This is a genomic window from Comamonadaceae bacterium OTU4NAUVB1 (assembly GCA_024372625.1).
Lineage (GTDB): Bacteria > Pseudomonadota > Gammaproteobacteria > Burkholderiales > Burkholderiaceae_C > Variovorax.
The window spans coordinates 3,115,599-3,130,940 of sequence record CP099605.1 but is presented as its reverse complement, the minus strand read 5'-3'; the positions used below and the strand labels follow the sequence as shown (position 1 = coordinate 3,130,940).

Genomic DNA, 15,342 nt, shown 5'->3' with positions numbered 1-15,342 from the left:
GCGTCGCGCAAGCGCCGTTCGGGACTCAGCCGCCCACCTTGTTCGGCGCGCGCCAGGCCCGCTCGAACGGCAGGCGCCAGGCGTGCGGCGCGATCAGCTGATGCACCGCCTTCGGTCCCCAGGAGCCGGGTTCGTAGAGGCGCACGGGCGGCGGCGATTCAAGCAGCTGGGACGACACCTGCCACAGCCGCTCGATGCCCTCGGCCGTGGTGAAGAGCGTGCTGTCGCCGCGCATGGCGTCCAGGATCAGGCGTTCGTAGGCTTCCAGCACCTCGCCGGCGAGGCCGGTGTCGTGCATGGCGAACTGCAGGCTGAGCTTGTCCAGCCGCATGCCGGGACCGGGGCGCTTGCCGTAGAACGACAGCGACATCTTGGAGGCGTCGGCGAGGTCGAAGGTCAGGTGATCCGGCCCTTGCGCGCCGACGCCCGAGCCGGGCGGGAACATGCTCTTGGGCGGCTCCCGGAAAGCGATCGAGATGATCCGCTGGCCCTCGGCCAGGCGCTTGCCGGTGCGCAGGTAGAACGGCACGCCCGCCCAGCGCCAGTTGTCGATGTGGCATTTCAGGGCGATGAAGGTCTCGGTGTCGGAATCCGGATCGACGCCTTCCTCGTTGCGATAGCCGCTGTACTGCCCGCGCACCACGTCGCCCGGCTGGATCGGCACCATGCTGCGGAACACCTTGTTCTTCTCCTCGCCGATGGGCTGCGGGTCCAGCGAGGTGGGCGGCTCCATGGCCATGAAGCCGACGATCTGCAGCAGGTGCGTCACCACCATGTCGCGGTAGGCGCCGGTCTGCTCGTAGAAGCCCGCGCGCTTGCCCAGGCCGAGCGTCTCGGGCACGTCGATCTGCACGTGGTCGATGAAGTTGCGGTTCCAGATGGGCTCGAACAGGCCGTTGGCGAAGCGGAAGGCCAGGATGTTCTGCGCCGCTTCCTTGCCCAGGAAGTGGTCGATGCGGAAGATCTGCTCTTCCTGGAACACCTCGTGCAGCCGGCGGTTGAGCGCCACCGAGCTGGCCAGGTCGGTGCCGAAGGGCTTCTCCATGACGATGCGCGCGCGCTCCACCAGCCCGGCTTCGCCCAGCATGCGCACCACCGGCAGGGCCGCGTTGGGCGGCACGCTCAGGTAGTGCAGGCGACGGCATTCGGTGCCCAGCGAGGCCTCCGCCCGCTCGACGGCCGCGCGCAGGGCATCGGCTCCACCGGACAGCGGCACGTAGTCGAGCGTGGCGGCGAAGGCGTCCCACGCCTCCGGCCCCACGTCCCGGCTGCCGAACTCGTCGAGCGCCGTGCGCGCGATCGCGCGGAAGCCGTCGGCGTCGAGTTCGTCGAGCGACACCCCGATGATCCGGCAGGCCGGGATGAAGCCGGTGCTGCACAGGTGGAACAGGCCGGGCAGCAGCTTGCGCCGCGCCAGGTCGCCGGTGGCGCCCACCAGCACCACGGCCTGGGGAAAGCGCGGACCGACGCCGGGAGGAATCTTGGCCATGGTCTTCATTGGAGAGTGGAGGAGGTCCGGGGGACCAAGCGATTTCGGTGCCAGCCATCCTCGCACGGCGCCGCGCCGCGTCCTGCGGGCGGGAGCGCCGTTCAGCGGCGCAGCAGGTCGCGCAGTTCGCGCTTGAGCACCTTGCCGATGGCGCTGCGCGGCAACTCGTCGATGAAGTGCAGCTGCGCCAGGCGCTGCGTCTTGCCGAGCTGCGCGTTGGCCCACGCCAGCAGCACGTCGCCGGCGGTCGCGTCGCCCGTCGCCGGCACCACGAACGCGACCGGCGTCTCGCCCCATTCGGTCGAGGGCACGCCCACCACCGCCACGTCCGCCACCCCGGGATGCGCGCGCAATACCGCTTCCAGGTCGCTCGGATAGATGTTGAAGCCGCCGCTGATGACGAGGTCCTTGCGGCGGTCGAACAGCGTGAGGAAGCCGTCGCCGTCGAAGCGGCCGACATCGCCGGTGCGGATGAAGCGCCGGCCGTCGGGCGCGAACCATTCGGCCTCGCGCGTCTTCTCGGGCTGGCGGTGGTAGCCCACCATCATCCCCGCCGAATGGCCCACCACCTCGCCGTCCCCACCGCGTGCGACCTCGCGGCCGTCCTCGTCGATCAGGCGGATGTCGCTGCCCTCGGCCGGCTGGCCGACGGTGTGGAGCTTGTCGGGGTGCAGGTGCGCCTCCAGGATGCAGGTGCCGCCACCTTCGGTCATCCCGTAGAACTCGACGAGGCCACCGGGCCAGCGCGCGAGCACGTCGGCCTTGAGCGCCGCGTGGAAGGGTGCGCTGGTGCTGAACTTGTAGCGGAAGGAAGCGAGGTCGTGGGTGTCGAAGGCCGGGTGCGCCATGAGGCGCTGGTACTGCACGGGCACGAGCATCGTGTGCGTGACGCGGTGCGACTGTGCCAGCGACAGATAACCCGCGGCGTCGAACTTGGGCATCAGGATCACGCAGCCGCCGAACGCGATCGTCGGGAAGAAGACCACCAGCGTCGTGTTGGAGTAGAGCGGCGTCGACAGCAGCGTGACCGTGTCCGGGCCATAGCCATAGCGCGCGCCCCGCTTGACGTGTGCCCAGCGCATGCCGTGGCCCTGCACGATGCCCTTGGGCTCGCCCGTGGTGCCCGACGAATAGATGATGTTGAACGGCGAGGCCGCCACCAGGGCCGCCGCGGCGGGCCGCGCTCCCGGCAGCGCCAGCCACGTGTCAAGCGGCGTGCCCGCCGCCGAGGCGTCCATGGCGACGCGCGGCGGATCGCCCGCCAGGGCCGGGCCGAACGCCTGCGCCGCCGCCGCATCGACGAACAGCAGCCTGGCCTCGGCGTCCTGCTGCATCCGGCGCAGGCTCGCGGAGGTCGACCCGGGTGCGAGCGGCGCCACCGCGAGCCCCGCGCGCAGGGCGCCCAGGAAAACGGTGGCGTAGGCGGCGGACGAGGCCGCGCAGACCGCGATGGCGTCGCCCACGCCCAGGCCGTCGCGTTGCAGGGCGGCCGCGACGCGGTCCATCGCGGCGTCGAGCTCGGCATAGGTGAGCGTGGTCACCGGGTCGCGCAGGGCGAGGCTGCCGGGACGCGCGCGTGCATGGATGCGGATCAGGTCGCAGATCGTGCCGAAATCCTGCGCCAGCACGTCTTGAAGGGAGGAAAGGGAGACGGTCATGGGCGAGCGACGGAGAGTGGAACGGAAGTGACGCCGTGTCGGGCGCCGCCCGTCAGTGTGCCGCAGCCCGTCCATCGTGCCGGTCGCCCGCTTGACCGATCCGGCCGATCGCGGGACCGCCCCGGCTCACACGCCTGCGGCGTGGGCCTGTTCGTCGGCGTGGTAGCTGCTGCGCACCATGGCGCCGACGGCCGCGTGGCTGAAGCCCATCTCGTAGGCCTTCTCCTCAAACATCTTGAACGTGTCGGGATGCACGTAGCGGCGCACCGGCAGGTGCGAGTTCGACGGCGACAGGTATTGGCCGATGGTCAGCATGTCGATGTCGTGCGCCCGCATGTCGCGCATGACCTGCAGGATCTCCTCGTCGGTCTCGCCGAGGCCGACCATGATGCCGCTCTTGGTCGGCACGTCCGGGTGCAGCGCCTTGAACTTCTTCAGCAGGTTCAGGCTGAACTGGTAGTCGCTGCCCGGGCGCGCCTCCTTGTAGAGGCGCGGCGCGGTTTCCAGGTTGTGGTTCATCACGTCCGGGGGGGCGGCCTTCAGGATCTCGAGCGCGCGGTCGTCGCGGCCGCGGAAGTCGGGCACCAGGATCTCGATCTGCGTCGTCGGCGACAGCTCGCGGATGAGGCGGATGCATTCGACGAAATGGCCGCTGCCGCCGTCGCGCAGATCGTCGCGGTCGACGCTGGTGATCACCACGTACTTCAGGCGCAGCTTGGCGATGGTACGCGCCAGGTTCAGTGGCTCGTCCTTGTCGAGCGGGTCGGGCCGGCCGTGGCCGACATCGCAGAACGGGCAGCGCCGCGTGCACTTGTCGCCCATGATCATGAAGGTCGCCGTGCCCTTGCCGAAGCACTCGCCGATGTTGGGGCACGAGGCTTCCTCGCACACGGTGTGCAGGTGGTTCTCGCGCAGGATCTGCTTGATCTCGTAGAAGCGCGTGGTCGGCGAGCCGGCCTTCACGCGGATCCAGTCGGGCTTCTTCAGCGTCTCGGCCTGCACCACCTTCACCGGGATGCGCGAGAGCTTGGCCGCGGCCTTCTGCTTGGCCAGCGGGTTGTAGTGCTCGGCGCTCTGGCTCTCGCGCACGACGGGCGACGGCGTGGCCGGGGGCGGAACGGGAGCGAGGACGGCTTCGGGGAGGTTCATGGGGCTTTCGACTTTCAAGGCGCCAGGTACGCGCAGAGCTTGTCGCCCAGCACGCGTGCGGCTTCTTCCCAGGGGATGTGGACGTCGATTGTAGAAAGATCGATCGTTTTCAGCCCCGCATGGCCACAGGGGTTGATGCGCGAGAAGGGTCCGAGGTCCATGTCGACGTTGAGCGACACGCCGTGGTAGGTACCGTGACGCGAGACCTTGATGCCCAGCGCGGCGATCTTGCCCAGGCCCCGGAAAGGCTCCAGGGCCGGGAACGGCCCGGTCAGCGCCGCATGGGAGAACGGATCGTCGAGCCGCACGTAGATGCCCGGCGAACCCGGCACGCGATGTCCCGTCACACCGAAATGCGCCAGCGTGGCGATCACCGAACTCTCGATGCGGAAGACGTACTCCTTGACGAAATAGCCAGCGCGCCTCAGGTCGAGAAGCGGGTAGGCGACGACCTGGCCCGGTCCGTGGAACGTGACCTGTCCACCACGGTCGGTCTGCACCACGGGAACGTCGCCCGGCTCCAGCACATGCTCGGGCTTGCCCGCGAGTCCCTGCGTATAGACGGGGGGATGTTCGCAAAGCCACAGTTCGTCGGGCGTCTCGGGGTCGCGCGCGGCGGCGAAGGCGCGCATGGCATCGTAGGTCGCGCGGTAGTCGACCCGGCCGCGCAGGACGATCCTCGGCGCTGCCATCGCCGCCGACCCACCGGTCGATGGCGTCAAAGCACCACCTTGACCAGGGGGTGCGAAGACAGCGTGCGGTAGAGCTCGTCGAGCTGTTCGCGGCTCGTGGCCGTGACGGTGATCGTCACGCCGAGGTAGTTGCTGCCCTTGCTCGGACGCAGTTCGATGTTGCTCGCGTCGAATCCCGGATCGAAGCGCTCGGCGATCTGCGTCACCGCGTGGACGAAGCCGTCCACCTTCGCGCCCATCACCTTGATGGGAAAAAGCGACGGATATTCGATCAGCGAGGGCGTGGGCGACGACGGGTCTTCAGAGGGAAAGGGCGGGGTTTGAGTCATGGCGTGTAAGCACGAAGATATAAAGTTCCCCATGCACCTGCTCGGTCATGGTCGGATCGCGGGGGTTTTTACTTATAATCAATGGCTTTGTAAAATTCGGCAGTTCTCTGTAAACCTGCGGTGCGCATTCCAATGACAACCAGCACCCTTGAAAACCGGACGAATGTCGATGTGGATGTCGAAGACTCCGATTTCAAGCCGCTGAGCGCCCAGGAGGCGCAACAGCTGCGTCAAACCCATCCCGAACCTTCCCCCTGGTGGGTGATCGTGGCCCAAGTGGTCGCAGGGCTGGTCGTGGCGGGAATCGCATGGGTCTGGACGGGTCGGCCGGTGGCCGGTGCGTCGGCACTCTATGGAGCGCTGGCAGTGGCGATCCCGGCGGCGTTGTTCGTCCGGGGTCTCGTCAGAGGAACCAGGCTGGGTTCGCAGGCGGGTGCTCCCGCTGCCGCCATGCTGAGGTTCGCTGTCTGGGAGATGACCAAACTCGTGCTCACCGTGGCCTTTCTGGCGGCGGCGCCCTGGGTGGTCGGTGGCCTGAACTGGCTGGCGCTGCTCGCCGGGGTGGTGGCCGCGATGAAGATGTATTGGGTCGCCCTCGTGGTACGGCCCAAGTTGTTGAACCGTATTTGATTCTTTAGAGAGACGCGTAAAGATGGCCGCTGAAGGACACGCACCGACCGCGAGTGAATACATCGTTCACCACTTGCAGCATTGGCAGGTGAATTGGGGCCTCGAGCCCGTCACCCAGAAGGCGATCGTCGACTTCAACGTCATCAACCTCGACTCGGTGCTCTATGCGCTGGTGATCGGTGTGATCGGCTGCTTCGTGCTGTGGCTGGCCGCCCGCAAGGCGACCGCCGGCGTGCCGGGGCGCTTCCAGGCCGCGGTGGAGATCCTGGTCGAGATGGTGGACAACCAGGCGCGTGCCAACATCCACAACGCCAAGAGCCGCAAGTTCATCGCACCGCTCGCGCTCACCGTGTTCGTGTGGATCTTCCTGCTGAACGCGATGGACATGCTGCCGGTCGACCTGCTGCCTGCGCTCTGGGCCAAGTTCCATGGCGCCACCGGTGGCGATCCGGCCCACGCATACATGCGCGTCGTGCCCACGGCCGACCTTTCCACCACGCTGGGTCTGTCGACTTCCGTGCTGCTGCTGTGCCTCTTCTACAGCATCAAGATCAAGGGCCTGGGCGGCTGGGGCCACGAACTCATCACCGCACCCTTCGGTGCGCACCCCGTGCTCTGGCCCATCAACTTCCTGATGCAGGTCATCGAATACCTCGCCAAGACCGTCTCGCACGGCATGCGGCTGTTCGGCAACATGTATGCCGGCGAACTGGTCTTCATGCTGATCGCGCTCATGGGCGGTGCGATGGCGGCTTCGTTCTCGGGAGTGCTGTTGCCCATCGGGCACATCATTGCCGGAACTGTCTGGGCGATCTTCCACATCCTGGTGATCACGCTTCAGGCGTTCATTTTCATGATGCTGACGCTCATCTATCTGGGCCAGGCGCATGAAGGTCACTGAGCCTCGTTGCTCGCCCGTTCCCTTGCCTGCTCTCGTTTTTTCTTTCGCTTTCAATCTGTAATCTAAGGAGTCATCATGGAAAACATTCTCGGTCTCGTCGCTCTGGCTAGTGGTTTGATCGTCGGTCTCGGCGCGATCGGTGCTTCCATCGGCATCGCTCTGATGGGCGGCAAGTTCCTCGAGGCATCGGCGCGTCAGCCCGAACTCATGAACGACCTGCAAACCAAGATGTTCATCTTGGCCGGTCTGATCGACGCCGCGTTCCTGATCGGCGTGGCCATCGCCCTGCTGTTCGCTTTCGCCAACCCGTTCGCCGCGACGTTCCTGGCCAACCTTCCCCGTTAAGTCCGTTCAACGCCACTCTAGAAAGGTGTTGCCGTGAGTATCAACGCGACCCTGTTCGTTCAGGCCATCGTCTTCCTGCTGCTGGTGCTGTTCACGATGAAGTTCGTGTGGCCGCCCATCGCGAAGGCGCTGGACGAACGCGCACAAAAGATCGCCGCGGGCCTGGCGGCCTCCGACAAGGCCAAGGCCGAGCTCGCCTCGGCCAACCAGCGTGTCGAGCAAGAGCTGGTGAAGTCCCGCAACGAGACGACCAGCCTCCTGGCCGACGCCGAGCGCCGTGCCCAGCAGATCGTCGAGGAGGCCAAGGGCCGCGCGACGCTGGAAGCCAACAAGATCGTGACCGCCGCCCACGCCGAAGCCGAGCAGCAGTCCGTGCGTGCCCGCGAGGTCCTGCGCGAGCAGGTCGCCGCGCTGGCCGTCAAGGGCGCCGAGCAGATTCTCCGCAAGGAAGTCGACGCCGGCGTCCATGCCGACCTGCTCGCCCGCCTGAAGACCGAGCTCTGAGGACGACATGGCCGAACTCGCCACCATCGCCCGTCCGTACGCCGATGCCCTCTTCCAGGCGTCCTCGAACGACCTCGAAGGCACGGCCGGCTGGCTGGAGCAACTCGCGACGATCGCCGCGACGCCGCAGCTGCTGCAGTTCGCGTCCGATCCGAAGGTCACTTCCGACCAGGTCTTCGACCTCGTCTCCGGCCTCACGTCCCACGTGCTGCCCGATCACGGCAAGAACTTCCTGCGCACGGTGATCGACAACGGCCGGATCGCCGCGCTGCCCGAAGTCGCCGCCCAGTACCGCATGCTCCAGAACGCGCAGAGCGGCTCGTCGGACGCGGTGATCCACAGCGCCTTCCCGATCGACGACGCCACCTTGCGCGACATCGGCAGTGCGCTCGAACGCCGTTTCGGCCGCAAGCTGACCACGCGTGTGGAAAGCGATCCTTCGCTCATCGGCGGCATCCGTGTCGTCGTGGGCGATGAAGTCCTCGACACCTCCGTGAAGGCGCGTCTCGAGCAAATGAAAGCAGCGCTCACCGCTTGATGCGGCGAGGCGGTCGGCCCCATTTATTGAAAGAAGGAAAGAGTCATGCAACTCAATCCCGCAGAGATTTCCGAACTCATCAAGAGCCGCATCGAAGGCCTCGGCGCCAGCTCCGACATCCGCAACCAGGGCACCGTGGTCTCCGTGACCGACGGCATCGTGCGCGTGCACGGCCTGTCGGACGCGATGCAGGGTGAAATGCTCGAGTTCACGGCCACCGCCGACGGCACGCCGTCGTACGGCCTGGCACTGAACCTCGAGCGCGACTCCGTCGGCGCCGTGATCCTGGGCGAGTACGAGCACATCTCCGAAGGCTCGACCGTCAAGTGCACGGGCCGCATCCTGGAAGTGCCTGTCGGCCCCGAGCTCATCGGCCGCGTCGTCAATGCGCTGGGCCAGCCGATCGACGGCAAGGGTCCGATCAACGCCAAGATGACCGACGTCATCGAGAAGGTCGCGCCCGGCGTGATCGCACGGAAGTCCGTCGACCAGCCCCTGCAGACCGGCCTGAAGTCGATCGACTCGATGGTCCCCGTCGGTCGCGGCCAGCGCGAACTGATCATCGGCGACCGCCAGACCGGCAAGACCGCCGTGGCGATCGACGCCATCATCAACCAGAAGGGCCAGGGCGTCACCTGCGTCTACGTCGCCATCGGCCAGAAGGCCTCGTCGATCAAGAACGTCGTGCGCGCGCTGGAACAGGCAGGTGCGATGGACTACACGATTGTCGTCGCCGCCTCGGCGTCCGAGTCGGCCGCCATGCAGTACGTGTCGGCCTATTCGGGTTGCACGATGGGCGAGTACTTCCGCGATCGCGGCGAGGACGCGCTGATCGTCTATGACGACCTGTCCAAGCAGGCCGTCGCCTACCGCCAGGTCTCGCTGCTGCTGCGCCGCCCGCCGGGCCGCGAAGCCTATCCCGGCGACGTGTTCTATCTCCACAGCCGCCTGCTCGAGCGCGCCGCGCGCGTGAACGCCGACTACGTCGAGGCCTTCACCAAGGGCGCGGTCAAGGGCAAGACCGGCTCGCTGACCGCGCTGCCGATCATCGAGACGCAAGCGGGCGACGTGTCCGCCTTCGTGCCCACCAACGTGATCTCGATCACCGACGGTCAGATCTTCCTGGAGACCTCGCTGTTCAACGCCGGCATCCGCCCCGCCATCAACGCCGGCATCTCGGTGTCGCGCGTGGGTTCGTCGGCCCAGACGAAGATCATCAAGAGCCTGTCGGGCGGTATCCGTACCGACCTCGCCCAGTACCGTGAGCTGGCCGCGTTCGCGCAGTTCGCCTCGGACCTGGACGAAGCCACCCGCAAGCAGCTCGACCGCGGCGCCCGCGTGACCGAACTGCTCAAGCAGGCGCAATACAGCCCGCTGTCGATCTCGCTGATGGGTGCCACGCTGTTCGCGGTGAACAAGGGTTTCATGGACGACATCGACGTCAAGAAGGTCTTGTCCTTCGAACACGGCCTGCACCAGTTCCTGAAGACCAGCCATGCCGCGCTGCTCGACAAGATCGAGAAGGCCAAGGCGCTCGACAAGGACGCCGAAGCCGAACTGACCACCGCCATCACGACCTTCAAGAAGTCGTTCGCCTGATGCCGTCGGCATCGTCGATGGCATTCGTGACCACCCCCGCCTAAGGAGCATCTATGGCAGCCGGCAAGGAAATTCGCGGCAAGATCAAATCGGTGGAGAACACCAAGAAGATCACCAAGGCCATGGAAATGGTGGCCGCGTCGAAGATGCGCAAGGCGCAGGAACGCATGCGCGCCGCGCGTCCGTACAGCGAGAAGATCCGTCACGTGGCGGCCAACCTCGGCCAGGCCAATCCGGAATACACGCACGCCTTCATGAAGACCAACGAGGCCAAGGCCGCGGGCTTCATCCTGGTGACGACCGACAAGGGCCTGTGCGGCGGCATGAACACCAACGTGCTGCGCGCGCTGACCATCAAGCTGCGCGAGCATCAGGCGGCCGGCATGGGCATCGAGGCGGTGGCGATCGGCAATAAGGGCCTGGGCTTCCTCAATCGTGTCGGCGCCCGCGTGGTGTCGCACGTGACGCAGCTCGGCGACACGCCCCACCTGGACAAGCTCATCGGGCCCGTCAAGGTGCTGCTCGACGCCTATGCCGAAGGCAAGCTCGGCGCCGTCTACGTCTGCTACACCAAGTTCATCAACACGATGAAGCAGGAATCGGTCGTCGAGCAACTGCTGCCGCTGGCCGCGGACTCGATGAAGGTCGAAGCCGGCCAGATGTCGTGGGACTACATCTACGAGCCCGATGCGCCCAGCGTGATCGACGAACTGCTCGTGCGGTACGTCGAGTCGCTGGTCTACCAGGCGGTGGCCGAGAACATGGCGTCGGAGCAGTCGGCGCGCATGGTGGCGATGAAGTCGGCCACCGACAACGCCGGCAACGTGATCAGCGAACTGAAGCTCGTCTACAACAAGACGCGTCAGGCCGGGATCACCAAAGAGCTGTCGGAAATCGTTTCGGGCGCCGCAGCGGCCGCTGGCGTCTGAATCCCAGACGCCCTCAACCAGATTCAAAAATCAATTGGAGCAGATGATGGCTCAAGACAATGCAGTGCAAGGCAGGATCGTTCAATGCATCGGTGCCGTGGTCGACGTGGAATTCCCACGCGACCGCATGCCCAAGATCTACGACGCCCTCAAGTTCGAGGGCAGCGCGCTGACGCTCGAGGTGCAGCAGCAGCTCGGCGACGGCGTGGTGCGCACCATCGCGCTGGGCTCGTCCGACGGCCTGCGCCGTGGTCTGGTGGTCACCAACACCCAGGCACCGATCACCGTGCCCGTGGGCAAGGCGACGCTGGGCCGGATCATGGACGTGCTGGGTTCGCCCATCGACGAACGCGGCCCGGTGAGCCAGGAGCTGACCGCCTCGATCCACCGCAAGGCGCCGGCCTATGACGAACTCTCGCCGTCGACCGACCTGCTGGAGACCGGCATCAAGGTGATCGACCTGGTGTGTCCGTTCGCCAAGGGCGGCAAGGTGGGCCTGTTCGGCGGTGCCGGCGTGGGCAAGACCGTGAACATGATGGAACTCATCAACAACATCGCCAAGGCCCACTCGGGTCTGTCGGTGTTCGCCGGCGTGGGCGAGCGGACCCGCGAAGGCAACGACTTCTATCACGAGATGGCCGACTCCGGCGTCGTGAACCTCGACAAGCTCGAGGACTCGAAGGTCGCCATGGTCTACGGCCAGATGAACGAGCCCCCGGGCAACCGCCTGCGCGTGGCCCTGACGGGTCTGACCATCGCCGAATCGTTCCGCGACGAAGGCCGCGACGTGCTGTTCTTCGTGGACAACATCTATCGCTACACCCTGGCCGGCACCGAAGTGTCGGCACTGCTGGGCCGCATGCCTTCGGCCGTGGGCTACCAGCCGACGCTGGCCGAGGAAATGGGCCGCCTGCAGGAGCGCATCACGTCGACCAAGGTCGGCTCGATCACCTCGATCCAGGCCGTGTACGTTCCCGCGGACGACCTGACCGACCCGTCCCCCGCCACCACCTTCGCCCACCTGGACTCGACCGTGGTGCTGTCGCGCGACATCGCCTCGCTCGGCATCTACCCCGCCGTGGACCCGCTGGACTCGACGTCGCGCCAGCTCGACCCGAACGTGGTCGGCGAGGAGCACTACAACGTGGCCCGCTCGGTGCAGAACACGCTGCAGCGCTACAAGGAACTGCGCGACATCATCGCCATCCTGGGCATGGACGAACTGGCGCCCGACGACAAGCTCGCCGTGGCCCGCGCCCGCAAGATCCAGCGTTTCCTGTCGCAGCCGTTCCACGTCGCCGAGGTGTTCACCGGTTCGCCTGGCAAGTACGTGCCGCTGTCCGAGACCATCCGCGGCTTCAAGATGATCGTCAACGGCGAGGCCGACCATCTGCCCGAGCAGGCGTTCTACATGGTCGGCACCATCGACGAAGCCTTCGAGAAGGCCAAGAAGGTCGCCTGATGGCCAACACCATTCACGTCGACGTGGTCAGCGCGGAGGAGTCGATCTTCTCCGGCGAAGCTAAATTCGTTGCGCTGCCCGGCGAAGCCGGCGAGTTGGGCATCTACCCGCGCCACACGCCCCTCATCACGCGCATCCGTCCCGGTGCCGTGCGCATCGAGATGGCCGATGGCGGCGAGGAGTTCGTCTTCGTCGCCGGCGGCATCCTGGAGGTGCAGCCCGATACCGTCACCGTGCTGTCCGACACCGCCATCCGCGGCAAGGACCTCGACGACGAGAAGGCGAGCAAGGCCAAGGCGGCCGCCGAGGAAGCGCTGAAGAACGCCAAGAGCGACATCGACATCGCCATGGCGCAGTCCGAACTGGCCGTGATGGCCGCGCAACTGGCGGCCCTGCGGAAGTTCCGCCAGAAGAAGTGATCCCGGGCAACGGCCGGTGCGCGACGGGCGGTGGTCTCCGACCCGTCCCCAGTGTCGCCAGTCTTGTCGCAACAACCGCCTTCGGGCGGTTTTTTCATGGCCGGATCGGTCGTCGTCCCGACCGGTTCGTCGGCGTGGCGCAGGCCGGCAGGCGCGATGAGGGCGCCGGCTGACGCCGGCATCGATCCCGTGGCGTCACCATCCTTTCGATCCGACACCCAACTTCAGGAAGACCCGATGCACAAGATCCTCGTGGCGCTCGCCGCCTCGCTCGCCGTCATGACCGCCAGTGCCCAGATCGGCAAGGCCGCCTCCGAGGCCACCGATGCGGCCAAACACAAGATCGACGAAAAGCGTGCGGACAGCGAGGCCAGGAAGAGCGGCCCGGTCGGCAAGGCCGTCAACAACGTCAAGTCGGGTTATCACAAGAACCGGTCGCAGCGTTCGGCCGACAAGGCCAAGAAGGCCTTGAAGGACGCGGGCTGATCGTCCGCCCGCATCGCTCAGACCGGACGCCGGTCCGATGGCGCCGACGTCTGCGGGCTTGATGCCGAGCGCACGCCGCCGCGCCCGGCGCGCTTGGCCGCGTAGCAGGCCGCATCGGCGGCGTCCAGCCATTGGGCGATGTCCCGCGTCCGCGCCGTCAGGCTGGCCACGCCCAGGCTGGCGCCCACGGTCAGCGTTCCGCCTTCCCAGGGCATCGCGATCCGCGCGATGCCCTCGCGCACATCCCGGGCGATGCGCAGGGCGGTGTCGTGGCTGCAGTCCTCGAGCAGCAGCGCGAACTCGTCGCCACCCAGGCGCGCCACCAGATCGTCGCCGCGCACGCGCGTCGTCATGGCCCTGGCCACCGCCAGCAGCATGAGGTCGCCCGCGCCGTGGCCCGCGAGGTCGTTGACCGGCTTGAAGTGGTCGAGGTCGATGAACACGATGACCGCGGGCCGTGCGTGCGGCAGGGTCGCGATCAGCGCCTCGGCGCGTTGCGTGAGGACGCCGCGATTGGCCAGTCCGGTCAGGGGGTCGTGCGTGGCCGTCCACTTGAGGTGCTCGTGCGCCGCGTGGGCCTCGTCGATGTCGTCGACGATCCAGATCGCTCCCCGCGACGGATCGTCGGCGTCGACCGGCTTGCTGTGCAGCCGCGCCCAGAAGCGGGTGCCGTCGTCACGCCGCAGGCGCCATTCGCCCATGTAGGCGCAGCGCCGCGCGAAGGCCTGCGTCTCCAGGATGGCGAAGCGGGGATGGTCGAGGTGCGACGAAAAGATGCGCTGCACGGGATGACCGAGCAACGGATCCCCGGACGGGTCCGGGGACGGCTCGGCATCGAATCCCAGCAACCGGCGCAAGGCGGTGCCCACCAGTTCGAAGCGCCCGTCGCGCACGATGGCGATGCCTGCCGGTGCCGCGCGCATGACCGAGCGCAGCTGGCCCAGCACCTCGGCATTGCGCAGTTCCAGGTGGTTGCGATCGCTGCCCACGCGCCGCAGCACGCGGGCCAGGTCACCGATCTCGCCACCGGCCACGGGCCAGCCGTCCTGCGGGGCCAGGGTGCCGTCGAAGAGGTGCAGCGCACGGTCCTGCAGGCGGCCGAGCGGCCGCAGCAGCCAGCCCAGCATCAGCAGCAGGCCGGCGGAGAACAGCGCGACGAGGCCCGCCGCCGCGCGCAGGGCGTCCTGGCGCGCCTCGTGCAGCGGCGCGAGCAGCAGCGCCTCGCTGCGCACGCGCCAGACCAGCCAGTCGGGTCCGGGCACCCCGGTCACGCTGACCAGTTCGCCGGGCTGCTCGACCGCCAGGCCTTGCGGCTCGACCGGCGCGCCGAGGCGCTGCCAGTCGGCGAAGGCCCGGGACAACCTTGGCTCGTCCACAAGGCTGCCCATCACCCGCGCGCGATCGGGATGCGCCAGCACCAGGCCCGCCGCGTCGGTCACGATCAGCATGGCCGAGACGGCGTTGCCTTCCTGGACTTCCACCAGACCATCGAGCAGATCGCGGTCGGTCAGGCGCAGGATGCCGCTGACCACGGCCCGCACGACGCCGGCCTCGACCACCGGCTGCGCGAAGACGACCACCGGCTCGCCCGAGCGCTTGTTGCGCACCACGCCGGAGATCTGTGAGCGGCCTTCGGCCACGGCACGCCGGAAGTATTCGCGGTCGGCCACGTCGCCGTTCTGGGGGCCGATGCCCTGTTCGTCGGCATACATGCGGACGCGGCCCTCGCGATCGGCGATGAACAGCATCTCGAAGAGACGCCGCAGGAATGGCTGGTTCTTCGCGAACCGCGCCAGCGCCGGCTCGCTCGCCAGCGTGGCCGCATCGAGCTGGGGCACGACGGAGGCCAACGCGCGCTGGAGCTCGATCACGCGGCGCGACAGCAACGCCGCCGTGCGCACCGACTCGGTCAGCTCGTGCTCGCGCTCGGTCGCGAGCGTGGCGCGCTCGGCCCGGCTCACCAGCAGCAGCGAGGTCAGCGCGATGCTCAGGCCCAGCGCCGCGATGCCGCCGAGCGTGATGCGCAGCTTGAGCGAGCCGCCGGCGTCGCGCAGCCGCCGCGACAGCGCGGACCACGGGGAAGGCGACGGGTCCTGGAGGTGCATTCGAGGCCGGGGAAAAAGGATCGGCCGCGGCGACGGCGAGCCGGGGTCGTGCGCCGGACGGCGCGATGGGCAGGGCGCATTCTGAAACCATTTCCCAACTGAATACT

At 67.3% G+C, this 15,342-nt stretch carries 16 protein-coding genes; 10 read left to right on the top strand and 6 right to left on the bottom strand.

The features are described from left to right. Window positions 1-25 precede the first annotated feature (25 nt). The 5 genes from zwf to NF681_18095 form a co-directional block, all read right to left on the bottom strand. Window positions 26-1,489 (bottom strand): glucose-6-phosphate dehydrogenase, encoded by a 1,464-nt coding sequence (zwf, locus tag NF681_18115; GenBank protein ID UST54159.1) that lies wholly within the window; start codon window positions 1,487-1,489, stop codon window positions 26-28. Window positions 1,490-1,590: 101 nt separating this feature from the next. Then, window positions 1,591-3,147: an acyl--CoA ligase gene (locus tag NF681_18110; protein UST54158.1), complete on the bottom strand. Its 1,557-nt coding sequence runs from the start codon at window positions 3,145-3,147 to the stop codon at window positions 1,591-1,593. Window positions 3,148-3,273: 126 nt separating this feature from the next. Further along, window positions 3,274-4,296 (bottom strand): lipoyl synthase, encoded by a 1,023-nt coding sequence (lipA, locus tag NF681_18105; GenBank protein UST54157.1) that lies wholly within the window; start codon window positions 4,294-4,296, stop codon window positions 3,274-3,276. Window positions 4,297-4,310: 14 nt separating this feature from the next. Beyond that, window positions 4,311-4,988: a lipoyl(octanoyl) transferase LipB gene (gene lipB / locus NF681_18100; GenBank protein ID UST54156.1), complete on the bottom strand. Its 678-nt coding sequence runs from the start codon at window positions 4,986-4,988 to the stop codon at window positions 4,311-4,313. A 26-nt stretch (window positions 4,989-5,014) separates the two neighbouring features. Then, window positions 5,015-5,317, bottom strand: coding sequence for a DUF493 family protein (locus NF681_18095; GenBank protein ID UST54155.1), 303 nt, complete (start codon window positions 5,315-5,317; stop codon window positions 5,015-5,017). Between the two features lie 132 nt (window positions 5,318-5,449). On the opposite strand from NF681_18095, the gene NF681_18090 reads away from it, so the two are divergent. The 10 genes from NF681_18090 to NF681_18045 all read left to right on the top strand — a co-directional run bounded on the left by NF681_18090 (window position 5,450) and on the right by NF681_18045 (window position 13,130). Next, the gene (locus tag NF681_18090; GenBank protein UST54154.1) at window positions 5,450-5,947 is read left to right on the top strand and encodes an ATP synthase subunit I; all 498 of its coding nucleotides are present in this window, start codon (window positions 5,450-5,452) and stop codon (window positions 5,945-5,947) included. 22 nt (window positions 5,948-5,969) lie between these two features. Continuing rightward, window positions 5,970-6,848, top strand: coding sequence for a F0F1 ATP synthase subunit A (atpB, locus tag NF681_18085; GenBank protein ID UST54153.1), 879 nt, complete (start codon window positions 5,970-5,972; stop codon window positions 6,846-6,848). A 75-nt stretch (window positions 6,849-6,923) separates the two neighbouring features. Beyond that, window positions 6,924-7,193 carry a F0F1 ATP synthase subunit C gene (gene atpE, locus NF681_18080; protein ID UST54152.1) on the top strand — a complete coding sequence of 90 codons (270 nt, stop codon included), beginning with the start codon at window positions 6,924-6,926 and terminating at the stop codon, window positions 7,191-7,193. Between the two features lie 33 nt (window positions 7,194-7,226). Further along, entirely contained in the window at window positions 7,227-7,697 is a 471-nt protein-coding gene (locus tag NF681_18075) for a F0F1 ATP synthase subunit B (protein ID UST54151.1), read from the top strand. Window positions 7,698-7,704: 7 nt separating this feature from the next. Further along, on the top strand, window positions 7,705-8,235 hold the full coding sequence (locus NF681_18070) for a F0F1 ATP synthase subunit delta (protein ID UST54150.1): 531 nt from the start codon (window positions 7,705-7,707) through the stop codon (window positions 8,233-8,235). Window positions 8,236-8,280: 45 nt separating this feature from the next. After that, window positions 8,281-9,834 (top strand): F0F1 ATP synthase subunit alpha, encoded by a 1,554-nt coding sequence (gene atpA / locus NF681_18065; GenBank protein UST54149.1) that lies wholly within the window; start codon window positions 8,281-8,283, stop codon window positions 9,832-9,834. Window positions 9,835-9,887: 53 nt separating this feature from the next. Beyond that, a complete protein-coding gene (gene atpG / locus NF681_18060) occupies window positions 9,888-10,763 on the top strand; it encodes a F0F1 ATP synthase subunit gamma (protein UST54148.1) in 876 nt (291 codons plus the stop codon). Between the two features lie 46 nt (window positions 10,764-10,809). After that, window positions 10,810-12,225, top strand: a complete 1,416-nt coding sequence (gene atpD / locus NF681_18055; GenBank protein UST54147.1) for a F0F1 ATP synthase subunit beta — start codon at window positions 10,810-10,812, stop codon at window positions 12,223-12,225. Next, window positions 12,225-12,644: a F0F1 ATP synthase subunit epsilon gene (locus NF681_18050; GenBank protein UST54146.1), complete on the top strand. Its 420-nt coding sequence runs from the start codon at window positions 12,225-12,227 to the stop codon at window positions 12,642-12,644. The genes atpD and NF681_18050 overlap by 1 nt, the downstream gene beginning before the upstream one ends. Before the next feature lie 237 nt (window positions 12,645-12,881). Beyond that, the gene (locus NF681_18045) at window positions 12,882-13,130 is read left to right on the top strand and encodes a hypothetical protein (GenBank protein ID UST54145.1); all 249 of its coding nucleotides are present in this window, start codon (window positions 12,882-12,884) and stop codon (window positions 13,128-13,130) included. Between the two features lie 17 nt (window positions 13,131-13,147). On the opposite strand, the gene NF681_18040 is transcribed toward NF681_18045, so the two are convergent. Next, window positions 13,148-15,235 carry a diguanylate cyclase gene (locus NF681_18040; protein ID UST54144.1) on the bottom strand — a complete coding sequence of 696 codons (2,088 nt, stop codon included), beginning with the start codon at window positions 15,233-15,235 and terminating at the stop codon, window positions 13,148-13,150. Window positions 15,236-15,342 lie beyond the last annotated feature (107 nt).